Source organism: Mesorhizobium carmichaelinearum, assembly GCF_900199455.1.
Classification (GTDB): domain Bacteria; phylum Pseudomonadota; class Alphaproteobacteria; order Rhizobiales; family Rhizobiaceae; genus Mesorhizobium; species Mesorhizobium carmichaelinearum.
In genome coordinates this window covers 37,304-60,774 of sequence record NZ_FZQR01000015.1, presented here as the reverse complement: position 1 = coordinate 60,774, position 23,471 = coordinate 37,304, and the positions used below count along the sequence as shown (strand labels likewise).

At 62.1% G+C, this 23,471-nt stretch carries 24 protein-coding genes and 1 pseudogene; 18 read left to right on the top strand and 7 right to left on the bottom strand.

The window, feature by feature from the left end:
* Positions 1-60: 60 nt before the first annotated feature.
* A pseudogene (locus tag CKW40_RS28710) lies at positions 61-1,184 on the top strand (pyridoxal phosphate-dependent aminotransferase).
* Here CKW40_RS28710 and CKW40_RS28705 read toward each other — a convergent pair.
* Positions 1,181-1,711 carry a MarR family winged helix-turn-helix transcriptional regulator gene (locus CKW40_RS28705; RefSeq protein ID WP_095203204.1) on the bottom strand — a complete coding sequence of 177 codons (531 nt, stop codon included), beginning with the start codon at positions 1,709-1,711 and terminating at the stop codon, positions 1,181-1,183. The pseudogene CKW40_RS28710 and the gene CKW40_RS28705 overlap by 4 nt on opposite strands.
* Positions 1,712-1,893: 182 nt before the next feature.
* Here CKW40_RS28705 and CKW40_RS28700 point away from each other — a divergent pair, with 182 nt between their 5' ends.
* The 3 genes from CKW40_RS28700 to CKW40_RS28690 all read left to right on the top strand — a co-directional run bounded on the left by CKW40_RS28700 (position 1,894) and on the right by CKW40_RS28690 (position 4,139).
* On the top strand, positions 1,894-2,178 hold the full coding sequence (locus CKW40_RS28700; protein ID WP_095203203.1) for an acylphosphatase: 285 nt from the start codon (positions 1,894-1,896) through the stop codon (positions 2,176-2,178).
* A gap of 82 nt (positions 2,179-2,260) precedes the next feature.
* Positions 2,261-2,902, top strand: coding sequence for a TetR/AcrR family transcriptional regulator (locus CKW40_RS28695; RefSeq protein WP_095203202.1), 642 nt, complete (start codon positions 2,261-2,263; stop codon positions 2,900-2,902).
* 73 nt (positions 2,903-2,975) lie between these two features.
* Positions 2,976-4,139 carry an isovaleryl-CoA dehydrogenase gene (locus CKW40_RS28690; protein WP_095203201.1) on the top strand — a complete coding sequence of 388 codons (1,164 nt, stop codon included), beginning with the start codon at positions 2,976-2,978 and terminating at the stop codon, positions 4,137-4,139.
* Here CKW40_RS28690 and CKW40_RS28685 read toward each other — a convergent pair.
* Together CKW40_RS28685 and CKW40_RS28680 are read right to left on the bottom strand one after the other, a co-directional pair.
* Positions 4,136-4,504 carry a type II toxin-antitoxin system HicB family antitoxin gene (locus CKW40_RS28685; RefSeq protein WP_095203200.1) on the bottom strand — a complete coding sequence of 123 codons (369 nt, stop codon included), beginning with the start codon at positions 4,502-4,504 and terminating at the stop codon, positions 4,136-4,138. The genes CKW40_RS28690 and CKW40_RS28685 overlap by 4 nt on opposite strands.
* Positions 4,501-4,746 (bottom strand): type II toxin-antitoxin system HicA family toxin, encoded by a 246-nt coding sequence (locus CKW40_RS28680; protein WP_095203199.1) that lies wholly within the window; start codon positions 4,744-4,746, stop codon positions 4,501-4,503. The genes CKW40_RS28685 and CKW40_RS28680 overlap by 4 nt, the downstream gene beginning before the upstream one ends.
* Positions 4,747-4,851: 105 nt before the next feature.
* Here CKW40_RS28680 and CKW40_RS28675 point away from each other — a divergent pair, with 105 nt between their 5' ends.
* The 9 genes from CKW40_RS28675 to CKW40_RS28635 all read left to right on the top strand — a co-directional run bounded on the left by CKW40_RS28675 (position 4,852) and on the right by CKW40_RS28635 (position 14,938).
* Positions 4,852-6,459, top strand: coding sequence for a carboxyl transferase domain-containing protein (locus CKW40_RS28675; RefSeq protein WP_095203198.1), 1,608 nt, complete (start codon positions 4,852-4,854; stop codon positions 6,457-6,459).
* Between the two features lies 1 nt (position 6,460).
* Complete coding sequence (locus tag CKW40_RS28670) at positions 6,461-6,991, top strand: O-acetyl-ADP-ribose deacetylase (RefSeq protein ID WP_095203197.1); 531 nt, start codon at positions 6,461-6,463, stop codon at positions 6,989-6,991.
* A 231-nt stretch (positions 6,992-7,222) separates the two neighbouring features.
* The gene (locus CKW40_RS28665) at positions 7,223-7,480 is read left to right on the top strand and encodes a hypothetical protein (RefSeq protein WP_342202944.1); all 258 of its coding nucleotides are present in this window, start codon (positions 7,223-7,225) and stop codon (positions 7,478-7,480) included.
* A 39-nt stretch (positions 7,481-7,519) separates the two neighbouring features.
* Positions 7,520-7,885: a hypothetical protein gene (locus CKW40_RS28660; RefSeq protein WP_179298145.1), complete on the top strand. Its 366-nt coding sequence runs from the start codon at positions 7,520-7,522 to the stop codon at positions 7,883-7,885.
* A 49-nt stretch (positions 7,886-7,934) separates the two neighbouring features.
* Positions 7,935-9,899: an acetyl/propionyl/methylcrotonyl-CoA carboxylase subunit alpha gene (locus CKW40_RS28655; RefSeq protein WP_095203273.1), complete on the top strand. Its 1,965-nt coding sequence runs from the start codon at positions 7,935-7,937 to the stop codon at positions 9,897-9,899.
* 451 nt (positions 9,900-10,350) lie between these two features.
* Entirely contained in the window at positions 10,351-10,848 is a 498-nt protein-coding gene (locus CKW40_RS28650; RefSeq protein WP_095203195.1) for a Csu type fimbrial protein, read from the top strand.
* A 25-nt stretch (positions 10,849-10,873) separates the two neighbouring features.
* Positions 10,874-11,590 (top strand): fimbrial biogenesis chaperone, encoded by a 717-nt coding sequence (locus tag CKW40_RS28645; protein ID WP_179298144.1) that lies wholly within the window; start codon positions 10,874-10,876, stop codon positions 11,588-11,590.
* The gene (locus CKW40_RS28640) at positions 11,562-13,985 is read left to right on the top strand and encodes a fimbria/pilus outer membrane usher protein (RefSeq protein ID WP_095203193.1); all 2,424 of its coding nucleotides are present in this window, start codon (positions 11,562-11,564) and stop codon (positions 13,983-13,985) included. The genes CKW40_RS28645 and CKW40_RS28640 overlap by 29 nt, the downstream gene beginning before the upstream one ends.
* Before the next feature lie 14 nt (positions 13,986-13,999).
* Positions 14,000-14,938, top strand: a complete 939-nt coding sequence (locus CKW40_RS28635) for a Csu type fimbrial protein (RefSeq protein WP_095203192.1) — start codon at positions 14,000-14,002, stop codon at positions 14,936-14,938.
* 71 nt (positions 14,939-15,009) lie between these two features.
* On the opposite strand, the gene CKW40_RS28630 is transcribed toward CKW40_RS28635, so the two are convergent.
* Both CKW40_RS28630 and CKW40_RS28620 read right to left on the bottom strand, forming a co-directional pair.
* Positions 15,010-16,131: a branched-chain amino acid ABC transporter substrate-binding protein gene (locus CKW40_RS28630; RefSeq protein ID WP_095203191.1), complete on the bottom strand. Its 1,122-nt coding sequence runs from the start codon at positions 16,129-16,131 to the stop codon at positions 15,010-15,012.
* A gap of 433 nt (positions 16,132-16,564) precedes the next feature.
* On the bottom strand, positions 16,565-16,831 hold the full coding sequence (locus tag CKW40_RS28620) for an SEL1-like repeat protein (protein WP_010915070.1): 267 nt from the start codon (positions 16,829-16,831) through the stop codon (positions 16,565-16,567).
* A gap of 438 nt (positions 16,832-17,269) precedes the next feature.
* On the opposite strand from CKW40_RS28620, the gene CKW40_RS28615 reads away from it, so the two are divergent.
* From CKW40_RS28615 to CKW40_RS28600, 5 genes are all read left to right on the top strand, one after another.
* A complete protein-coding gene (locus CKW40_RS28615) occupies positions 17,270-17,611 on the top strand; it encodes a DUF2147 domain-containing protein (protein ID WP_095203189.1) in 342 nt (113 codons plus the stop codon).
* A 224-nt stretch (positions 17,612-17,835) separates the two neighbouring features.
* Positions 17,836-17,988, top strand: a complete 153-nt coding sequence (locus CKW40_RS43930; protein ID WP_179298143.1) for a hypothetical protein — start codon at positions 17,836-17,838, stop codon at positions 17,986-17,988.
* 40 nt (positions 17,989-18,028) lie between these two features.
* On the top strand, positions 18,029-18,223 hold the full coding sequence (locus CKW40_RS28610; RefSeq protein WP_095203188.1) for a hypothetical protein: 195 nt from the start codon (positions 18,029-18,031) through the stop codon (positions 18,221-18,223).
* Between the two features lie 116 nt (positions 18,224-18,339).
* Entirely contained in the window at positions 18,340-19,800 is a 1,461-nt protein-coding gene (locus tag CKW40_RS28605) for an AMP nucleosidase (RefSeq protein WP_244571322.1), read from the top strand.
* 132 nt (positions 19,801-19,932) lie between these two features.
* Positions 19,933-20,943, top strand: coding sequence for an endonuclease/exonuclease/phosphatase family protein (locus CKW40_RS28600; protein WP_244571325.1), 1,011 nt, complete (start codon positions 19,933-19,935; stop codon positions 20,941-20,943).
* A 39-nt stretch (positions 20,944-20,982) separates the two neighbouring features.
* On the opposite strand, the gene CKW40_RS28595 is transcribed toward CKW40_RS28600, so the two are convergent.
* Complete coding sequence (locus CKW40_RS28595) at positions 20,983-21,579, bottom strand: DUF922 domain-containing Zn-dependent protease (protein WP_095203186.1); 597 nt, start codon at positions 21,577-21,579, stop codon at positions 20,983-20,985.
* Positions 21,580-21,716: 137 nt separating this feature from the next.
* Positions 21,717-23,396 (bottom strand): electron transfer flavoprotein-ubiquinone oxidoreductase, encoded by a 1,680-nt coding sequence (locus CKW40_RS28590; protein ID WP_095203185.1) that lies wholly within the window; start codon positions 23,394-23,396, stop codon positions 21,717-21,719.
* Positions 23,397-23,471: the final 75 nt, after the last annotated feature.

Sequence of the window (23,471 nt, the reverse complement as noted above, 5' to 3'; positions counted from 1 at the left end):
GCTTGCGCCCACCTTGTCGCCACGCTAGCAAGAAACTCCCTTTCCAAGCGAGCCTCTGCCATGCACCAGCGCCCTCCCCTCACGCCCCTCGTCGCAGCGCTTCCCTCGACCGTGCCGTTTGTCGGCCCGGAAGCGCAGGAGCGTGAGCGCGGACGGGCCTTCCGTGCCCGCATCGGTGCCAATGAGAGCAGTTTTGGCCCTTCGCCGCGCGTCATCGCCCGCATGGCCGAGATCGCCCGCGACATGTGGATGTATTGCGATCCCGACAATTTCGAGCTGAAGGTCGCGGCTGCCGCGCATCACGACGTGGCGGTCGAGAACGTCGTTGTCGGAGAAGGCATAGACGGCCTGCTCAGCCTGGTGGCGCGCATGTATGTGGCGCCTGGCGATGCGGTGGTCACTTCGCTCGGCGCCTATCCGACCTTCAACTTCCATGTTGCCGGCGTTGGCGGGCGGCTGGTGGCCGTTCCTTACGTGAACGACCACGAAAGCCTGGACGGCCTGCTCGCGGCGGTCGTCAAGGAGAAGGCACCGCTGGTCTATCTGTCCAATCCGGACAATCCGATGGGAAGCTGGTGGGAAGCTGGTGGGAAGCGGACGAGGTGATCCGCTTCATCGAAGCGTTGCCGCAGACCACCATGCTGGTGCTCGACGAGGCCTATGGCGAATTGGGGCCGGCCTCGGCCCTGCCGCCGATCGATATCTCGCGACCGAATGTCATCCGCATGCGAACCTTTTCGAAGGCTTATGGGCTTGCCGGCATGCGCTGCGGCTATGCGATTGCGGAGGCCCAGGTGATCCGCGACTTCGAGAAAATCCGCAACCATTACGGCGTCAGCCGCATGGCGCAGATCGCCGGCGTCGAGGCGCTCGCCGACCAGGCCTATCTCGAAACGGTGGTGGCGCGGGTGGCTGCCGGGCGCCGGCGCATCGCGGCGATCGCCGAGCAGAACGGGTTGCAGCCGCTGGCCTCGGCGACCAATTTCGTCACCATCGATTGTGGCCATGACGGAGCCTTCGCACTGAAAGTGCTGCAGGGGCTGCTGTCGCGCGATGTGTTCATCCGCAAGCCGATGGCACCAGGGCTCGACCGCTGCATCCGCGTCAGCGTCGGCCTCGACCATGAACTGGACATTTTTGCCGAGGAACTGCCCGGCGCGCTGGCGGCGGCGCGAGGGAACTAGGTGATTTCGCCGCGCTCGGATGCCGGCGCTTCGCCTAGCAGATGCCTGACGCGTGTCAGCATAGCCGACAACTCAGCGACTTCCTCGTCGTCTAGGTTTGCGGCCAGGCGGGTGAGATCGCGATCTGCGGCCGACTGAAGTGCGGCAAGCGCGGCGTGACCGCGTGCGGTGAGTGAGAGAACACGCCGGCGGAGAGGATCGGGGCCGGCGCGCGTTTCGACTAGACCGGCGGCAGAGAATTTCCGAAGGATTCTCGTGACATAGGCCGGCTCCAACTGGAGTTCTCGGGCAATGTCGGACGCTGCCGGTCCGAAATCGATCTGAAACGCCCGCGCCAAAAAGCCTGCCTTGCTGCCGGAGTCGGCGGCAATATGGCCGGGTCGACGGCCCAGTTCGAACAGCACCCGCGCCTCGGTCAGCGTATAGGCGCTGTGCGTCAAGGTTTCGTCGAGCAGCCCGATCAGACCGGTATAGAACCGGTTGAAGCCCCTGAGGTCGCGGACCAAGGTATTCCGGTCGGTTGGCATGTCAGGCGCCTTCCATGAGATTCCACGTCGGCAGATCATACCGGAAAGTTGACCAAGTCAACTATTTATTGGATCAAGTCATTCATCTTGCGAACAAGCCTCGGCTCATATTCGATAGACTCCCCTTAAAGCCAGTTGCCTTCGATCGATCTTGCGCCAGACTCTATGCAAGGGAGCGCGCCATGAACGATCGGAAAAGGGCAGTGCAGGCCCGCATATACGGCAGGGTGCAAGGCGTCGGTTACAGGATCTGGGCGAGAGGCGAAGCGGCCGGGCTTGGGCTGGTGGGCTGGGTGCGCAACGAAAGAGACGGCTCGGTGACGGCATGGCTTGCCGGCGCCGACGCGGCGGTTTCGGCCATGATCGAACGGCTCTGGCAAGGCCCGGCGGGCGCTTCGGTCTCACGGGTCGACGTGGAGGAGTTCGAGACCTGGACCACGCCTGGAGACTTCAGGATCGTCGCATAGGCGCATGTGCGTCTTGAATTCATCGGACTCTCTTGAATTAATTGAACGTTCGTTTTATTATCTTCGCATTGACGAGGCGATCATGGCGCGCACCACAGGATCCGACGGCGAGCGAACCGAAGCGGCAGTCCGCGAAGCGGCGGTCAACCTTATCGCACGCTATGGCTACGAGGCGATGTCGATGCGCCAGCTGGCCGCCGAGGTCGGCGTGCAGGCGGCCGCGCTCTACCGCTATTTCCCAACCAAGGAAGACCTGCTGTTCACCCTGATGCGCGAGCACATGGAAGGGCTTCGCGAGGCCTGGGAACATATCAGGCCAACCAGCGCCGATCCGGTGGAGCAGCTTGCGGCCTATGTGCGCAACCACATCGCTTTCCACATCGAGCGCCGGCACGCCACGCATGTGTCGAACATGGAATTGCGCAGCCTGTCGCCCGACAGGCTGACACAGATCCTGCGCATGCGCACGGCCTACGAAAAGGAACTTCGCATCATCCTGCGCGAAGGCGCCGACGCCGGCGCCTTCAGCATCGAGGACACCGGCCTGACGGCCATGGCGCTGATCCAGATGATGACCGGCGTCATCGTCTGGTTCCGTCCGGGCGAGCGGCTGTCGGTCCCTGAAGTAACGGCGACATATCTTTCAATGACAATGCGCCTGGTTGGCGCGAGGATGGATACCTACAGCGCCGCACGCCCCTCGGACGTGCAAAGGACGCTGTAGCACTTGAATTTTGCGCATGATCCTTTCCGAAAATCGAAGTCGATTTTCGGGGTCATGCGGCAGGAGGAACGCCATGTACACGAACACGCTCAGCTTCGGGCATAACGAGGACATCGAGGCGTTGCGAGACCTGGTGCGGCGCTTCGCCCAGGACAGGATCGCGCCGATCGCCGGCGACATAGATCGCCAGAACGAATTTCCGGCGCATCTGTGGCGCGAGCTCGGAGAACTCGGCCTGCTCGGCATCACCGCCGATCCCGATTTCGGCGGCAGCGGCATGGGCTACCTTGCTCATGTAATTGCGGTGGAAGAGATTTCCCGCGCCTCGGCTTCAGTCGGCCTCTCCTACGGCGCCCATTCCAATCTTTGCGTCAACCAGATCAACCGCTGGGCGACGCCGGCGCAGAAGGAAAGGTTCCTGCCGCCGCTGTGTTCGGGCGAGCGTGTCGGCGCGCTGGCGATGTCGGAATCCGGCGCCGGCTCGGATGTCGTCTCGCTCAAACTGCGCGCCGAAAAGCGCAATGACCGCTATGTGCTCAACGGCACCAAGATGTGGATCACCAACGGGCCGGACGCCGATACGCTGGTCGTCTATGCCAAGACCGATCCGGAGCGAAAATCGCGCGGCATCACCGCCTTCATCGTCGAGAAGGCGATGACGGGATTTTCCGTGGCGCAGAAACTCGACAAGCTCGGCATGCGCGGCTCCAACACCGGGGAGTTGGTTTTTTCGGATGTCGAAGTGCCGTTCGACAATGTGCTGCACGAGGAAGGACGTGGCGTCGAAGTGCTGATGTCGGGCCTCGACTATGAGCGCACGGTGCTTGCCGGCGGCCCGATCGGCCTGATGGCGGCGTGCCTCGACGTGGCGATCCCCTACGTGCACGAGCGCAAGCAGTTCGGCCAGCCGATCGGCGAATTCCAGCTGGTGCAAGGCAAGCTGGCCGACATGTACACGGTGATGAACGCCGCACGCGCCTATGTCTATGCAGTTGCCGCCGCCTGCGATCGCGGCCAGACGACACGCAAGGACGCCGCCGGCTGCGTTTTGTTTGCCGCCGAAAAGGCGACGCAGATGGCGCTCGACGCCCTCCAGCTGCTGGGCGGCAATGGCTATATCAACGACTATCCGACCGGGCGGTTGCTGCGCGACGCCAAGCTCTACGAGATCGGCGCCGGCACCAGCGAAATCCGGCGCTGGCTGATCGGCCGCGAGATCATGGCGGAGGGGGTTTAGTGCGCGCGGGTGGTGACCTTCGTCGAGCTTTCATCGACCCGCTTTCGGGCAGCTTCGGCGAGCGTGTCAGATACCCACTGGTTGATGGACTTGCCGTCGCTGGCGGCCGCCTTGCCCAGCAAGGCGTGGATTTCCGGTGTGGTGCGCAGAGCGAGCTTGCCGGAGTAAGGCTTCTGCGGTTCCGTGCCGTGCTCCTTGCAAAAAGCAAGATAGTCATCAACGCTGTCGTGGAACGACCTCACCAACTCCTCAGCGGTCTCAGCTTCGAAGGTAACGATGTCGCGAATGCCAAGCACGCGACCGTGGAACACCATGTCCTCGTCGTCGAATTCGATCGACCCAGCATACCCTTTGTAAAGTTTCATGGCCGTAGTCCAACGTTCGTCAAAAATTCTCTGATGTCCCTGACCGCCCATCGCTTCGTGTCAGGCGATGGATGGGGTCGGTGCAGGAACAGGGTCTGGCCGGAAATAGTGAACCGGACCCGCGAGCCGCTGCCTTCCGAGACCTCAGCTATCAACAATGCCTCGACATCTCGCCATTTGATCGAAGCACTGACCGGATTCGCAAATATCTTGTCCAGCGTCTGCCGATGCGCGGCTTTCATGACTTTTCGCCCTCGCCAAATCGAATACCATGATAGTCAGCTCCTCTCGGGTTAGGGCGAGAGCCCAAAGTGATACTAAAATATGATATCACCAAAGGTTCGTCAATGACCACCCTCACCTCTCAGATCTCGCCTTCCTCCGACACCTTTCGCGCCAATGCCGAGCGCATGCGCGCACTGGTCGCCGACATCGCCGAAAAAGCCGCCACTGTCGAACGCGGCGGCTCGGAGGAGGCGCGCGAGCGCCACATCTCGCGCGGCAAGCTGTTGCCGCGCGAACGGCTCGCGCAATTGCTCGACACCGGCTCGCCGTTCCTCGAAATTGGACAGTTCGCAGCGTGGTCGATGTATGGCGAGGAGATTTCCTCGGCCGGCATGATCGCCGGCGTCGGCCGTGTCGAGGGCACCGAAGTTATGGTCGTCGTCAACGACGCCACGGTGAAAGGCGGCACCTACTACCCGCTGACGGTGAAAAAGCACCTGCGCGCGCAGGAGATCGCGCTGCAGAACAATCTGCCTTGCATCTATCTGGTCGACAGCGGCGGCGCCAACCTGCCCAACCAGGACGAGGTGTTTCCCGACCGCGAGCATTTCGGCCGCATCTTCTACAACCAGGCCAACATGTCAGCCGCCGGCATCCCGCAGATCGCCTGCGTCATGGGGTCCTGCACGGCTGGCGGCGCCTATGTGCCGGCGATGTCGGACGAGACGATCATGGTGCGCAACCAGGCGACCATCTTCCTCGGCGGACCGCCGCTGGTGAAGGCGGCCACCGGTGAAGATGTCAGTGCCGAGGATCTGGGTGGCGCGGACGTGCATACGCGGCTTTCCGGCGTCGCCGACCATTACGCGATGGACGACGAACATGCGCTCGCCATCTGCCGTCGCATCGTCAAAAACCTGAATCGGAACAAGACCGTAAGTCTGAACTTACAGAGATCGATTCCGCCACTTCATCCGGCGGACGAACTCTATGGCGTCGTGCCGACCGATCTGCGCCAGCCTTATGATGTGCGCGAGGTGATCGCGCGCCTTGTCGACGGGTCCGAATTCGACGAGTTCAAGCAGAACTACGGCACAACGCTGATTACCGGCTTTGCCCATCTCCACGGCATGCCGGTCGGCATCATCGCCAATAATGGTGTGCTGTTTTCCGAAAGCGCGCTGAAGGGCGCGCACTTCATCGAATTGTGCTGCCAGCGCAGGATCCCACTGGTCTTCCTGCAGAACATCACCGGCTTCATGGTTGGCCGGAAATACGAGGCCGGCGGCATTGCCAAGGACGGCGCCAAGCTGGTGATGGCGGTTGCCACCGCCAGGGTGCCGAAGGTGACCGTCATCATCGGCGGTTCGTTCGGCGCCGGCAATTACGGCATGTGCGGCCGCGCCTATTCCCCGCGCTTCCTGTGGATGTGGCCGAACGCCCGCATCTCGGTGATGGGCGGCGAGCAGGCGGCAACCGTGCTTGCCATGGTCAAGCGCGAAGGCATCGAGCGCAAGGGCGGGGAGTGGAGCGCGGAGGAGGAGGCGAAATTCAAGAAGCCGATCCTGATGAAATACGAGCATGAGGGCCATCCGCTCTACTCGTCCGCCCGCCTCTGGGACGACGGCATCATCGATCCGGCGAAGACGCGCGAGGTGCTGGCGCTCAGCCTTTCCGCGGCGCTCAACGCCGAAATCGAGGACACGCGCTTCGGCGTGTTCAGGATGTGAGATGAGCAAGGCGCTGGACAGGCTCCGCATCCACATCGGCGACATCACGAAGCTGGATGTCGACGCCATCGTCAATGCCGCCAATTCGTCGCTGCTCGGTGGCGGCGGGGTCGATGGCGCCATCCATCGCGCGGCGGGCCGCGAACTCGAGTTCGAATGCCGGATGCTGAACGGATGCAAGGTCGGCGACGCCAAGATCACCAAGGGTTATAAACTGCCGGCTCGGCACATCATCCACACGGTCGGACCAGTCTGGCAAGGCGGCGGCAAGGGCGAAGCCGAACTGCTGGCCTCCTGCTATCGCAGGTCGCTGGAGCTCGCGGCCGCCAACAATTGCCGTTCGGTGGCGTTTCCGGCGATCTCGACCGGTGTCTACCGCTACCCGAAAGATGAGGCGACCAAGATCGCCGTCGGCACGGTCAGCATGGTCGTCGAAGAGAAAAACATGCCCGAAACCGTCATCTTCTGCTGCTTCGACGAGCAAACGGCGCAACTATACCAGCGAACCGTTGCTGCGCTTAGGGAAGGCTGAACTGTATGGACCAACCGATTCATCAGCATAGGCAAACTCGAATCCGCGCCAACGAACTAGCGGCGAGGCAAAACATTCGCTACTGCTCATCCCGCTCAGATCAATGGGGACAGGGTGGAAATGAAACTGAAATATTGCCAGATAGCTGCCGCTTCGATAATTTCCATCCCTCTAATATTCTCGACAACAGGGTACAGCCAAGCGGGGTCGCTTTCAGGCAGCAAGGGAGACGTGCGTTTTCCGCCGACTCTAGGCTCGGGCGAATGCAACGTTGCCTACAAGGCCTATGTCGCGGCGGGCGGTCATTCGGCCTACGCCACGACCTTTTATTCGCGCGTTGTCGACCTCTACATCATCTGCGGCACGAAGCTCAACGCGCCGTCCCAGAAGGCAGCGGAAGAAATGGCGCTGCGCGGCTGCCAGGCCGGCCTGTCGAAGTGGAAGGTCAAGACCGCAAGCGGCGGCTGCGCGATCTCGGCATCGAAGTAGGCAACCAGCCGAGACTTTTTTCCGAATGGGGAAAGCAGAATGAAATCCAAACGAGTAGTCACCTCGATATTCGCGGGCTTGCTGATAGTGGCCATTCCCAGTGTCGGCACCGCCGGCTCGCTGGCAGGCAGCGAGGGAGACAAGCGGTTCCCGCCGGCGTTGACCAGAGATGCGAAGTCGCCATGCAACAAGGCCTACAAGGCCTATGTCGCGGCCGGTGGCCATTCCGCCTACGCCACCACGCCATATACCAGAGTGACGTCACTCTACATCATATGCGGCTCACGCCTGAATGCGCCGTCGCAGAAGGTCGCCGAGGCGGCTGCGATGAAATCCTGCGTGGCCACGCGCGCGCACTACAAGGTGACGAACGGCGGCCCCTGCGAGATCGCCGCTTCGAAGTAGGCCGGCGCCTACCCGAATGGCGCCGCCCGAGACAGACCCGGGAGGCTCCATGTTTAGCAAAATCCTGATCGCCAATCGGGGCGAGATCGCTTGCCGTGTCGTCCGCACGGCCCGCAAGCTCGGCGTGCGCACCGTCGCGGTCTATTCGGATGCCGACGCGAAATCGCTGCATGTCGAGATGGCCGACGAGGCTGTTCATATCGGCCCCTCGCCTGTCGGCGAGAGCTATTTGCGCGGTGACAAGATTGTCGCGGCGGCGCTTTCGACGGGAGCACAGGCCATCCATCCCGGTTACGGCTTCCTCTCGGAAAATCCCGATTTCGTCGACCAGGTTGTGGCGGCCGGGCTCACCTTCATTGGCCCGTCGGCGGCCTCGATCCGCGCCATGGGGCTCAAGGACGCCGCCAAGCGGCTGATGGAAAAGGCCGGCGTGCCGGTGGTGCCGGGTTACCATGGCGAGGCGCAGGAGATCGTCCTGCTTGCGTCCAAAGCACGCGAGATCGGTTATCCCGTGCTGATCAAGGCGCGCGCCGGCGGCGGCGGCAAGGGCATGCGGCGCGTCGAGCATCCCGATGATTTCTCCGAGGCGCTGTCCAGTGCCCGGCGCGAGGCGAAGGCTGCTTTCGGCGACGACCGCGTGCTGGTCGAAAAATATGTCGATAAGCCGCGGCATATCGAGGTGCAGGTGTTCGGCGATAATTTCGGCGATGCCGTGCATCTCTATGAGCGCGACTGCTCGGCGCAGCGCCGCCACCAGAAGGTGATCGAGGAGGCGCCCGCCCCCGGCATGACGCCGGCGCTGCGCAAGGCGATGACGGAAGCGGCGGTGAAGGCCGCCAAGGCGATCAACTATTCCGGCGCCGGCACCATCGAATTCATCGTCGATGCCTCGCAAGGCCTCCAGGCCGACCGCTTTTGGTTCATGGAAATGAACACCCGCCTGCAGGTCGAGCATCCGGTCACCGAAATGGTCACCGGCACCGACCTGGTCGAGTGGCAGTTGCGGGTCGCCAGCGGCGAAAAGCTGCCGAAGACGCAGAGCGAGATCGTGCTGGCCGGCCATGCCTTCGAGGCGCGCATCTATGCGGAGGACGCGGCAAAGGGATTCCTGCCGGCGACGGGCACGCTGCATCATTTGAAGTTTCCCGAGGCTGCACCCGATGGTGCCGCGATGCGCATCGAGACCGGCGTACGGGCCGGCGATGCCATCTCGCCCTATTACGATCCGATGATCGCGAAGCTGGTGGTCCATGCAAAGGACAGGCAGTCAGCGCTGGAAGCCCTCGGTGTGGCGCTGTCACAAACAGAAATTGCCGGCTCCACCGTCAACACCGCCTTTCTTGCCGCGCTTGCCGGCGATCCGGACTTTTGCGCTGGTGACGTCGACACCGGCCTGATCGGCAGACATCAGGCGGCCCTGACCGAGGTCGCACCGCCGACCGGCGAAATCGTCGCGGCTGCCGCCCTTGCCGCCTCCGGCGCAGAAGCTTTGCCGCCATCGAACGAGCCATGGTCTTCGCTTTCCGGCTACGCGCATTTCCACGGCGTGGCGCGGCGCATGCGACTGAAGTTCGGCGAGGCCGATATTTTGGCAAAGGTTTCGGTGCGGCCGGACGGGCGCTTCCAGGTGGCGCTAGGTGCGCCCTATGACAGCGCCAATGCACATGATTTTCGCGCCGTTCCCTGCCTCGCCCGCTGGCCAGGCCACATCACGGTGTTCGAAGGCGCCGTCGGCTATACATTCGCGGTACCGGACCCGTTGGCACGGAGCGATGACGCGGCTGCCGCCTCCGGCAGTCTGCGCGCGCCGATGCCGGGCCTAGTCAAGCTTGTGCGCGTGGCGAAGGGCGACGCGGTGATCAAGGGACAAGCGCTGCTGATCCTCGAGGCAATGAAGATGGAGCACACCATCGCCGCCCCCCATGACGGGGTGGTTGCCGAGATCGCCGTGGAAGGTGCGCAGGTCTCTGACGGGACGGTGCTGGTGCGGTTCGTCGAGGGGCAGAACGTGTAGGGCTCGATCCCGAAAACGGGATCCGGTTTTCGGAAATGATCATGCCTAGGAAGGATAGAGTCCCATCCCACTCCTATCGGGGTGGACAGGCTCAGGACAATGACGAGCTCTATCGCGACATCCCAAGGCGCATTGGAAGCGCCCTGCCAAAATGAAAGCGGCGCGACGAGATGGCCGCCGGCAGCGCTCAATCGCGATAAAATATAAAACGCATCCCCTTTTTATATGTCGATATTTTCAATCTCTCTCTTGGCTGATTCAGGGTCAATCAGGTAGAAAAACGGGTATATAATATTTTACTTAAAGACCGTTTTACAATCCGCTGGCCTGAAATTTGCTTTAGGTTTATTTATAGCCTATACCTACTCTGGGTTTGATATCTGCAAATGATGGGTTTGCGCTAACGGGATCGGGCGGATTTCCTTACGCGGGCCTTTTTCGAGGAAAACCCATGAAGACTTCCATCAAAGCGCTCGCTTTGACCACCGCGTTGACACTGCAGTGGTTCAGTCCCGCACAAGGAGCGACCGCCACCGGCAATATGACAGTCCGGATCACCATTCAGGCGGAGTGCAAGGTTCAGACCGCGACCGATATGGATTTCGGCACGAATGGTGTCATTGACGCCAATGTCGATCAGACCAGCACCATTTCGGTGCAATGCACCAACAGTACGCCCTACAATGTCGGCCTGAGCGCCGGTGTTGGCGCTGGGGCAACGATCGCCGTCCGCAAGATGACCGGCCCGGCAGCCGCGGTCGTCAACTACTCGCTTTATCGCGACGTGGCGCGAGCCCAGCTATGGGGCACCACCATAGGCACCGACACAGTGGCAGGCACCGGCAATGGCGCCGCGCAACCACTTACGGTTTATGGCCGCGTGCCGCCGCAAACAACGCCTGGTGCGGGTGTCTACACGGACACGGTTGCGATCACCGTCACCTACTAAGCTGCTTTCAAACACGGAGGACGCTATGCGTTCCATGCTCAAAAGCATTAGCGCGATCGCGTTTTTGCTCCTCGCGGCCGGTTTGGCGCAAGCAGCGTCGCTTCGGGTGGCGCCGACCAGCATCGAGATGATCGCGCCGGACAGCGCGGCGGTCTTGACCCTGCGCAACGAGGCGAAACAGCCCATCAACGTGCAGATAAGAGTGTTTCGCTGGACTCAAGAGGGCGGCATCGAACGGCTCGAGCCGACCAGTGATGTTGTTGCCAGTCCCCCGGCTGCGAAGCTTGGCCCCGGCGCCGACTATCTGGTGCGGGTTGTGCGGGCATCGAAATCAGCCGTTGCTGGCGAGGAAAGCTATCGCGTGATCATCGACGAACTTCCTGATCCGTCGAGAAAGAGGGCCGGTACCGTCAGTCTGGTCCTGCGCTATTCGGTTCCGGTGTTCTTTCGCAATCCCGACGCGGCTGCTCCAAATGTTTCCTGGAGCCTCTCCGGCAAGGGGCGCAGGCTGCTTCTGACAGCAAAAAACACCGGCGAAAGTCGCTTGAGATTGTACGATTTGACGCTGACGCAGAGCGGGCGAAAACTCGGCAACCGCAACGGTCTTGTCGGCTATGTGCTCGGCGGTGCGACCATGCAATGGCCGATCGCGGGGAAGACGCTTTCGGGCGGAGCGGTTTCGCTGTCGGCTCAGAGCGATTTTGGACCGTTCGATGCCAACGTTTCGATCAAGGGCCATTAGGGTCGCGATCGCCGCTGTCGTGGCCGCATTTTCCACCATGCAGGTCAAAGCACAAGATGTGTTGCCGGCCCCCGCGGCAACGGGTTCCGCGGCGGCTCCAGCCGACGGCCGCGATCTGTATCTGGAAGTCTTCGTCAACGATGTCTCGACCGGGTTGATCGGCGCTTTCAGGCAGCTGTCGGATGGCGGCCTGGCTTCGACGCCAGACGAATTGCAGCAGGTTGGGCTGCAACCTCTCGAAAGTGCGATGGGTGCCGATCACCTAGTGCGGGTCGATCGGCTCCCTGACGTCTCCTATCGTATCGATGAAGCGACCCAACGTCTCTATGTGACGGCCACCAATGCGGCACGCTCCGCCCACGTCATCGACATCGCTCCGCAGGGTAAGCAGGACAGGCTCGAGCCGCAATCCGGCTTCGGCGGCGTGCTGAACTACTCCCTGTTCGCCAGCATCAACGATCTGAAGGATCCTACCTTGCAGCTCTTTAGTGGCGTCTCAGGCGGTTTCGATGCGCGGCTTTTCAGCCCTTACGGAGCGTTGAGCCAAGGCTTTATCGCTAGCCTGTCCGACGGCGAACTTGACGGCTTCACCCGGCTGAACACGACCTGGAGTTATTCCGATCCCGAGCGGTTGCTGACCTACAAGGCGGGTGACTTCGTCTCGGGTGGGCTGGCATGGACAAGGCCTGTGTATCTCGGCGGCTTTCAGGTCCAGCGCAATTTTTCCTTGCGTTCCGATCTCGTCACCTTGCCGCTTCCGAGCTTCTCGGGAACAGCTGCTGTCCCCTCCACGCTCGAAGTCTATACGCAGAATGTGCGGACCTATACCAGCGACGTCCCGGCCGGGCCGTTTCAGGTGACAAACCTGCCAATATTCACCGGAGCTGGCCAAGCCCAGATTGTCCTGCGCGACAGCCTCGGCCGCGAAACCACCGTGACGTTGCCATTCTACAATTCCAGCATGCTTCTGAAACGGGGCCTGCTCGACTTCTCCGCCGAGGTCGGCTCTCCGCGGCGCAATTTCGGTGTCGAATCGTATGATTATGACGGCGGCATCTATGGCTCGGCAAGCGCGCGCTATGGGCTGACCAACCGGCTGACACTGGAAGGCCACGTCGAAGGCGGCGAAGATCTTGTGGATGGCGGCGCCGGCATAGCCTTTCCGCTCAGCTATTTCGGCGCAGCCTCCATTGCTGCGGCCGGCAGTCGTCACAATGGCCAGACGGGCGCGCTCGTCAACGCCTCGCTTGAGCTGAGCTACGATGGGTGGTCGCTCTATGGCCGCATGCAGCGCGCGTTGGGGGACTACGAGGACATTGCATCGGTCACCGCCGAGATCAATGCTGTACCGGGTCCGAACGAGTTCCCGATCTTCGCAGCCGGCGTTCCTCGCGCGCTCGACCAGGTAACGCTGAGCGTGCCGATGCCGCTTGATTTTTCAAACCTCAACCTCTCCTACGCGCACCTTAAGAGCGCCGAGGGAGAGAGCAGCCAGATCGTCGGCGTTTCGTACAGCCAGACAGTGTTCAAGGGCAGCAGCTTCTATGCCACCGCCTTCACCGACCTTGACGACAAAAACAGCTTTGGCGTGTTTGCGGGCATCTCCGTGCCGCTCGGCCGTGATGTCACCGCCTCAACCGGGGTCGCAGGCGGCCCCGACGGCGTGTCGGTGGTCGCCGACATCGCCAAGTCCGAACGGCTGGAGAACGGCAGCATAGGCTGGCGTGCCAGGACGTCCGAGGGCGGCACACCCAACCGGTCTGCGGCCGTCAGCTACCGTTCACCATGGGCGCGCGTAGAGGCCGGCATCCAGCAATTCGACAAGAGCGTTCGCGGAACCGCAGAGGTCGATGGGGCAATCGCCGTCGCCGGCGGAGGCGTTTTTGCCACCAACCACATCAACGATGCGTTCGCGGTTGTCGACGTCGGTGTTGCTGGCGTTGAAGTCCAGCACCAGAACAGGCGGGTCGGCGTCAGCAACCGGCAGGGAAAGATCCTGGTTCCCGATCTGAATTCCTACGAAGACAATACCATTTCCATTGATCCAAGGAACTTGCCGGTCGATGCCGATGTGCCGGAGACACGCAAAATCGTCGTGCCGGCTGGTCGAAGTGGCGTCGTCCTGGATTTCGGCGTCTCAAAGGCTGCCGATGCGGCGCTTGTCTCCCTGGTCGACAGCAAAGGCACGCCGATCGCGGTTGGCGCCAAGGGCCGTGTCGAGGGCGCCGACGAGGAATTCGTGATCGGCTATGACGGCGAGGCCTATATCCGCACCCTCCACCGACAAAATGCCGTGGCCATTGAATTGCCGGATGGCAGCTCGTGTCGAGCTGAATTCGCCTATCGAGCGGTACCCGGCCAACAGGTGGTCATAAAGCAGGTCATCTGTTCTTGAGGCGAGGACGAACAATGCTGCGTTTCGCTATGCTGTTGGCCGCCCTGCTCTTGCCGACCGGTGCCTGGGCCCAAAGCTGTAGCTTTGGCGTATCGGCGATGAATTTCGGGTCGGTCGACACGCTTTCCGGTTCACCAGGCAATTCAACAGCCACGTTCAGCGTAAACTGCTCCGGATTGTTGTTGCAGCGCATCCTCATCTGTCCAAATCTGGGTACGGGCAGCGGCGGCGCGACGGCTTCTGCTCGTCAAATGCTGAACGGCGCCAATCATCTCGACTACCAGCTCTATTCGGATTCCACGCGCTCGGTGGTGTGGGGCTCCTATGCATGGCCATATCCGCCGACGGCGCCGGGCTTTGCGCTGACGCTGAACGCGCTCGGCAGCGGTTCGGCCAGCCAGACGATCTATGGCGCCGTATTGGGTGGACAGGCGACCGCGGTGCCGTCGACCTATCTCTCCACATTTTCCGGGAGCCACGTCGAGTTCCGCTATCGAGCCACTCTCAGCAACGATTGCAGCACCAGTGCAGGCTCCGTCGACAGACCCACATTCACGATCAACGCGATCGTTCCGGCCAATTGTCTGCTGGCAATCCAGAACATCGATTTCGGATCAAACGGCATTCTGGGCGCCAATGTCGATGCGACTGGCGGGGTTTCCATCACCTGCACCCCGGGCACGCCCTATACAGTGTCGCTCAGCAACGGAACGACTGGTTCTGCCCCAACCGCGCGCAAGATGTCCAAGGGCGCGGAAACCGTAACCTACGGCCTCTACAAGGATAACGCACGCAGCCAGGTGTGGGGCGACGCAGCGACGCCAGGCAGTACGGTTGCGGGAAGCGGCGGCGGTGCAGCGCAAAATCTCACCATCTACGGCCGTGTTCCCGCGCAAACGACACCTTCGGCCGGCGTCTATACCGATACCGTTGTCGTTACCGTGACCTATTAGGCCGCTGCATCAGAGCGCCGCGCGTCCAGAAGAACGCGCGGCGCTGCAATGCCGCTAGATGATGTCGGCGATTACTGCGCAATCGGCGCGTACTTGCCGTCATGCCACTGGTTGATGTCGTAGCTGGCGTTCTTGAGGTCACCCTTTTCGTCGAAGGTGACGTCGCCGACGACAGTGCTGATCGGCGTGCCGTTCTTCAACGCTTCGGCAACCTTCGCCGGATCGTCGCTGCCGGCGCGCTTGATGCCTTCAGCGAAAGCCTGGACCACGGCGTAGGAGAACAGCGTGAAGCCTTCCGGCACGAAACCGCCGGCCTTGATCTTCTCGACGGCGGCCTTGGCTTCCGGCTTTGCCTGCGGGTCCGACGGGAAGACGAACATCGTGCCCTCGCCGGCCGGGCCGGCAACCTGCCAGAATTCCGGCGAAGCGATCGAGTCCGGCATGATCAACTGGAACTTCAGGTTCTGTTCGGCCGACTGACGCAGGATCAAACCGGCTTCAGGATGGTAGCCGCCGAAATAGACGACGTCGGCCTTGAGATCCTTGAGCTTGGTAACAAGCGCCGAATAGTCCTTCTCGCCAGGATTGATGGCGTCATAGTAGACTTCCTTGAGGCCACCAGTGTTCATGGTTGCCCTGACGGCATCAGCGACGCCCTGACCGTAGGCGCTCTTGTCGTGCAGGATGACGACGTTCTTGCCGGCATATTTCTTGGCGATCCACGGGCCGATAAAGGCGCCCTGCGCGTCGTCACGCGTATAGAGCCGCATGATGGTCGGCCAGCCGGCCTTGGCGGCCGCGTCGGTCAGCACCGGGTTCGAGGACGCCGGGCTCATCATCAGCGAACCGGCTTCGGCATAGACGGCCGAGGCCGGAATGCTCGAGCCCGAGCAGGCATGGCCGTCGATGAACTTGACGCCGTTGGCGACGATGCGGTTGGCGACCGACACGGCCTGTTTGGGATCGCACTGGTCGTCCTCGATGTCGAGCTTGATCATCGAGCCGTTGACACCGCCCGCGGCGTTGATGGCATCGGCGGCGGCCTGTGCGCCCTGCTTGAACTGATCGCCGATGGTGGCGAGCTGTCCGGTCATCGGGCCGACCACCGAAACGGTGATGTCGTCGGCGAATGCGACCGGCGCACTCATCATCAGGCCGAAAATGGCCGCGCTCAAAATACTCATTTTTTTCATAGCAATAGAACTCCTCCACTCACGCGCGGCCGCCCCGGCCGCGCTTCTTCCAGAGAGGCGGGACAATTTCATCCTTCATTGGGCCTGTCTAGGCGCATTGGCGCCACTCGATTGGGCCTGCGAGGCGCCATTCAAGCAAAAAAGCCACGCCAGCCTTGTTCCGGCTGGTCGTGGCTTTTTTGCCTGTCGGGCTGTTTCCCCAGCGCCCCCGCGCCATGAACCCCAACGTCGCCTTCCCTGTCTTCCCTGCCATGATCTTGTCCGGAAACCGGATTCCATTTTTCGGGATCATGTCCGTCGTGCAGCTTGGCCTATCCCGCCTGCCGCATTCTTGTTGTTGATGGCCTGTGGCCTGGCTGTCTGCGCAGCCTTATCCCTGTTGGCCCGACCGTCTTCGAGCGGTCTTGGCCGGAGCGTCCCCGTCTGCCGAAACTCAGTGCATGGTCATCCATTCGCGGGCTTCGCGCAGCGCCTTGGCGATCTCGACCTTCGACATGGCCGCCGACAGTTCCGAGCGCAGTTCCGCGGCGCGGGCCGAACCCTTGATGGCGGCGATGTTGAACCATTTGTGGGCGGCGACCACGTCGGTCTCGCAGTCGCGGCCGGTCGCATACATCATGCCCAGTTCGAAAAGAATGTCGGCCTGGGCAGTTGCCCCCATGGCGCCGAAACCTGCTTCAAGCATTTCAAAACGTGCCATTCTAGTCCCCTGTCTGGCTCCCGAGAGCTGCCTCCGTTTGTCTTGTCCGGGCCGCTCTTTCGATGCTTTCGAGAATGCCGGTGAGGCTTGAATCCGCCGTTAAATGGCGTGCTTAATTTGAAGAAAACAAAGCTAAAACAAGAGGTAAACGCCGAAATTCGTTAAGGATACGAAGCCAGCAATTCAGCCGATTTGCGCCAAATTTGACGAAAATTTTCGCGGGCGGAATCAACACTCCGCTAACCACGGGAAACAAACACGACGCGCCGGCCGTTTTCATTTCCTCCGCGACAAGGCGGATTCAGGCGTTTTCAAAATCCCAAAGTCTTCCGTTGCGGCACCGCTTTTGTTTTGCCGGGAGCTGGATTAGCTTACGTTTGCGTAAGCGGCAGACCGGCGAGGCGGAGAATTCGGCCGGCTATCCAAAGGGAGCAAGACATGTTTCGAAAAGTGAGCCTGGCTCTTGCAGCCACATTGATCATGGCGGGTGCGGCGTGGGCCGATCCGATCGAGGGCAACTGGAAGACGCAAGCAGGCGACACCGCCGCCATTTCAGGCAGCGGCTCGTTTTCCATCACGCTCAAATCAGGAAAATATGCCGGCAAGACCATCGGCTCGCTGAAAGCGACCGGCGACAACAAATATGCCGGCAGCATCACTGATCCGGCGAACGACAAGACCTATTCGGGCAAGGCGACATTGGCGGGCACCTCGCTCAAGATGAGCGGATGCGTGCTCGGCGGACTGATCTGCAAGAGCCAGACCTGGCACAGGCTCTGATCGACCATATCCTTGTGACCTGACGACGGGGCCCAGCGGGCCCCGTTTTCGTTTCAGCGGCACGTCGAACCCTGATGCTCTTGCCCTGCTGGCAGTGGCCATCCGGGCTCGCGGCGACCCGGTCGGATCCCGTCAATCAATTTGAACCGCAGATGAACGCCGGCATCAGAGCCGGTTCAGAGGCGTTGCGGCATTCTCTCGCGTGTTGAAGGAGACACGACCCAATGCTTGCTCGCCGCTTCACCATCGTCTGCCTGCTGATGAGCCTGTTTGGAATGTTCTTCGCCATCCTCGTCGCTGAAGCGGGCCGTTCCCCCCGCTCCTGGGACCAAGCCAGTTCCTGCCAATTCGATTGCGTGAACCATTTTCGCCGCTGAAGCGACAAAGACACAGATCCAAAGAGAAAAGCAAAAAGCCATGAACCGTATCGCCGCCAATACCCTCCAGACCCTTCGGCTCCTGCCGCGGGCTGCGCTCGTCCTGGTGGCTCTTTCAGCGCCGGTTCTGGCCGTACCGATGATGCGCGCCGACGCCGGCTCGACGATCGAGGCGCCGGCCCTGAGGAATTCAGGCGTGGGTTTCGTTCTTCTGGTCAGCCTGCAGCGCGGATAAAGAAAAATGGCGCTTTGGGCGCCTTCGACTGCGACACCCCTCCCAACCGCTCGTCCAACTCTCTATATTGAGACATGGAAAAGCGAATCTATCCCCAAGCCATCGAATCAGTCGTCATGCCGGAGCCTTTTGGCCGGCAAAGCTTTAACAGCGCCGAAAAAGCCGTTGCGGCGCTGCAGCTGCTTTACGACCGCAACACCAAATTCCTGCGTGACTCCTTTGGGGCGCTTGCCGCCGGCGGCGACAGCAGCAAACGCTACCGCGCCTTCTATCCCGAGATCGGCGTCACCACGAGTTCGTTCACCCAGGTCGACTCGCGCCAGGCCTATGGCCATATGCCGACGCCCGGCCATTTCGCCACCACGATCACGCAGCCGCGGCTGTTCGAGCGGTACCTGATCGAACAGCTGCGCCTGATCATGCGCAACCACGGTGTCGCGGTCACGGTTTCAGAATCGACCACGCCCATTCCGCTGCATTTCGCCTTCCTGGAGGGAGCTTACGTCGACGGGGCCGCCGCGGAGCGCATCAAGCGGCCGATCCGCGACCTGTTCGACGTGCCGGATCTCGACGGCACCGACGACCAGATCGCCAATGGCACGTTCGAAGTGGCCTTCGGCGAACCAAGGCCGCTGGCGCCGTTCACGGCGCAGCGCATCGACTATTCGCTGCACCGCATGACCCATTACACCGCCACCAGCCCACAGCATTTCCAGAACTTCGTGCTGTTCACCAACTACCAGTTCTACATCGACGAGTTCGTCGCCCGCGCCCGCGACCTGATGGAGAAGGGCGGCGGCGGTTACGTTGAATTCGTCGAGCCGGGCAATGTCGTGACCAAGGCCGGACAAAACACGCCCAGTGAAGGCGTTGGACCGCAGCGCCTGCCGCAGATGCCGGCCTATCACCTGAAAAAGCCGAACCATGGCGGCATCACCATGGTCAACATCGGTGTTGGCCCTTCCAACGCCAAGACGATCACCGACCATATCGCCGTGCTGAGGCCGCATGCCTGGGTGATGCTTGGGCATTGCGCCGGGCTGCGCAACACCCAGGCGCTCGGCGACTATGTGCTGGCGCATGCCTATGTGCGCGAGGACCATGTGCTGGACGACGATCTTCCGGTCTGGGTGCCGATCCCGCCGCTGGCCGAGATCCAGGTCGCGCTGCAGGAAGCGGTTGCCGAAGTCACCGGCCTGTCCGGCTACGATCTGAAGCGCATCATGCGGACCGGCACCGTCGCCACCATCGACAACCGCAACTGGGAACTGCGCGACCAGCGCGGACCGGTTCAGCGCCTGTCGCAGTCCCGCGCCATCGCGCTCGACATGGAATCGGCGACGATCGCCGCCAATGGCTTCCGCTTCCGCGTACCCTACGGCACGCTGCTATGCGTTTCCGACAAGCCGCTGCATGGCGAGTTGAAACTGCCTGGCATGGCGACCGAGTTCTACAAGCGCCAAGTGGCGCAGCACCTGACCATCGGCATCAGGGCAATGGAGAAGCTGGCCGAGATGCCGATGGAGCGGCTGCATTCGCGCAAGCTCCGGAGCTTTTCGGAGACAGCGTTCCAGTAGGCGCTCGCCAAGCCTCGGCGAGGCAAATCGTCGTCTTGCTCAGGCCGCATTTTGGCCGATAAGCAGATCGAACGGATCGTCAGGCGACATTCGGCAGACACGACCTCAATGATGACAGGCGCGCGCTTGAATATGACGGCTGGGTTGGCATTCCTGGCGATGACGGCATTGTCGGCCGCGCTATTGGCCGGGTTCTTCGGCACGCTGCATCCGGCTTTCGATTCCTTCTCGCATTTCCGCATGCACTTCAGCGTGCTTATGGCGCTTCTGGCGTTGCCGCTGCTCGCCAGTTCGTTTCGGCTGCAGGCGGCAGCGGGGCTGGTCTTTGCCATCGCCTGCCTGGCCACGACGGCAAGCGCCCTGCCCAGGCTTTGGCCGCAGCCGGCGGTCGCCAAGCCCGCCGATCAGGCTGTGTACAGCCTGCTGCAGATGAACCTGCGCTTCAACAACCCGACACCGAAGAAAGTGCTTTCCCTGATCGGCCGCACCAACCCGGACGTGATCACCCTCGATGAGGTGTCGGAGATGTGGACGACCGAACTTGGCACCATCACCAGCGCCTACCCCTACCGCATCCTCTGCCCCTATCCGAACGGCATGTTCGGGGTGGCCTTACTGTCGCGCAGGCCCTTCATGGCAGGCACCGCACCGCGCTGCGAGCCGCGTGGCGCGATGGCGACCGCGACCGTCGACTTCGGCGGGATCGGCGTCGATGTCGCCGCGATCCATTTGAGTTGGCCATGGCCGAAGGAGCAATACTGGCAGATCGGCGAACTGGCGCAAACATTGGCCGGACTTGGCGAGACCGCGATCATGGCCGGCGATTGCAACGCCGTGCCGTGGAGTGCTGCGGTGCGGCGGGTCGCAGCGCTTGGCGGGCTGACACTTATGCCCTCGGCCGGCCCGACCTGGATCCACCGGACACTGCCCGATGTCCTGCGCCGCTATGCGGGCCTGCCGATCGACCAGGTGTTCAGCAAGGGCGGGCTGACCATCCTGTCTTCGACGCGGCTGGAGGATACCGGCTCAGACCATCTGCCGGTGCTGGTCGAGTTCACGCTTCGCCCCGACGACAAGCAGCCTGAGAATGACCACGCCACAGCGCTCGCGGCGAGCGACTTGTCAGCCAAGCCTCACGGCTGAGCCAAGCCCGCGCGCCACAACGCTGAGCGGATCACACGTTCATGGTTTTTTGACCAAGGCAGCGATCAGATGTTCGACATGTCCGCCCTTGCTGTGTTCGCGCCGATCGAAGGCGTTTTGTTTGGCCTCATATTCGGCATAGACAGCCCGGATGCGAAGCTGAGCTTCGCGGCGCGTCTTGTAGCAAGACGGGTCGTTGGCGACCCGCAGGCCGGTTATCGACCTCTCCGTAGCGCGCATCATCTCCCTGGCGATGCGCCCATGTGTTTCCTCATGGGCGCGAACACCGGCGAAAAACCTGACCCAGCGCCTTTTCAGCTCCGGCGTCGCGGGCGAAGCAAGGCGAGGGAAGGTGTAGGAAAGGTTGAGCGTGCCGTTGACCTGCCGCATCCGGCAGAAGCCGTTGCCTTCAGTGGCGTTGAGGTTCCAGTCGACGGTGTAGGCCGTGGTGGCGATGGCATGCGTCATGAAGCCGTGCCTGGGGCCTTTGCTGTCCATCGCGTCGACGAGGGCGGCGCCCGAGCTTCCCGCAACGTCGTAGGTCCGCGTCTGGACGACAGCCCTGGTGCCGGCCAGGGCCTGTGACGCACACAGCGCCCCGATGGCGACGAGGCATGTCAGAACCGTCCGGCGCATGGCCTTCTCCTTATCCCTGGAGAAGGAACCATAGACCGGTGGCCGTTTCAACGGTTCTGCTGGCCTGCATGCCCTCACGGCCAGCCCTCACCTGCATTTTTGCTGCAGAGACCTGAACCGCGCCCCGCTACGCGAGGTCACATGCCCTGATAGACCGGGCCTTCGCCACCTTGCGGCGGCACCCAGTTGATGTTCTGGTTCGGGTCCTTGATGTCGCATGTCTTGCAGTGGACGCAGTTCTGCGCGTTGATGACGAAGCGCACATCTTTCGCCGCCGGATCAGCGGCGGCATTGCCGTCCTTGTCGACCCATTCATAGACGCCAGCCGGGCAATAGCGCGTCGAGGGCCCGGCAAAGACATCGTGCTCGGAGCGCTGCTGCAAGGCCATGTCGCCGACGATGAGGTGGACCGGCTCGTTTTCCTCATGGTTGGTATTGGACAGGAACACCGAGGACAGGCGGTCGAAGGTCAGCACACCATCGGGCTTCGGATAGGCGATCTTTTGGTGCTTGGCGGCTGGCTCGAGCGCCGCATAGTCGGCCTTGCCGTGCTTCAGCGTGCCGAAGGGCGAGACGCCGAACAGCGTGTTCAGCCACATGTCGAGGCCACCAAGGCCGACGCCGATGATGGTGCCGAAGCGCGACCACAACGGCTTGACGTTGCGCACCTTCTTCAAATCCTTGCCGATGTCGGTCGCGCGCCAGGCCGCCTCGTAGGAGGAAAGCTCGTCATTGGCGCGGCCGGCGCCGATCGCTTCGGCGACATGCTCGGCCGCCAGCATGCCGGAGAGCACCGCATTGTGCGAACCCTTGATGCGCGGCACGTTGACGAAGCCCGCGGCGCAACCCATCAGCGCGCCGCCGGGGAACGACAATTTCGGCACCGACTGCCAGCCACCCTCGGTGATGGCGCGCGCGCCGTAGCCCTGCCGCTTGGCGCCTTCGAAGGTGCCGCGGATCGCCGGATGGGTTTTGAAGCGCTGGAATTCCTCGAAGGGCGAGAGCCAGGGATTCTTGTAGTTGAGGTGAAGGACGAAGCCAACCGCCACCTGATTGTCCTCGAGATGGTAGAGGAACGAGCCGCCGCCGGTCTTCATGTCGAGCGGCCAGCCGAAGGAATGTTGCACCAGACCCGGCCGATGGTTCTCCGGCTTGACCTGCCAAAGCTCCTTGAGGCCGATGCCGTATTTGCCCGGCTCGCGGCCATCGGAAAGCTTGTATTTGGCGATCAGCTGCTTAGCGAGCGAGCCGCGCGCGCCTTCGCCGATCAGCACATATTTGCCCATCAGCGCCATGCCCGGCGCGAAGCCGGGGCCGTGCGTGCCGTCCTTGTCGACGCCCATGTCGCCGGTGACGACACCGGTGACGGCGCCTTCTTCATTGTAGAGCAGGCCTGCGGCGGCAAAGCCCGGATAGATCTCGACGCCCAGCGCCTCGGCCTTGGTCGCCAGCCAGCGGCAGACATTGCCGAGCGAGACGATGTAGTTGCCGTGATTGTTCATCAGCGGCGGCATCAATATGTTGGGCAGACGGAACGAGCCGGCGGGGCCGAGCACCAGGAAATGATCCGCCGTGACCGGCGTCTTGAAGGGATGCCCCTCCTCCTCGCGCCAACCGGGCAGCAGCCGGTCGATGCCGATCGGATCGACGACGGCGCCGGAGAGGATATGCGCGCCGACCTCGCCGCCCTTTTCCAGCACGACGACGGAAAGCTCGGGATTGACCTGCTTGAGGCGGATGGCCGCGGCAAGGCCGGCCGGGCCGGCACCGACGATGACCACGTCGAATTCCATGCTTTCGCGTTCGATATCGCTCATCAACCCCTCCGCACTGGCTTGCCGCTGTTGCGTATCTTGCTGGCTCCTGCGCTGCATAGCGCATCAATTGGCGAC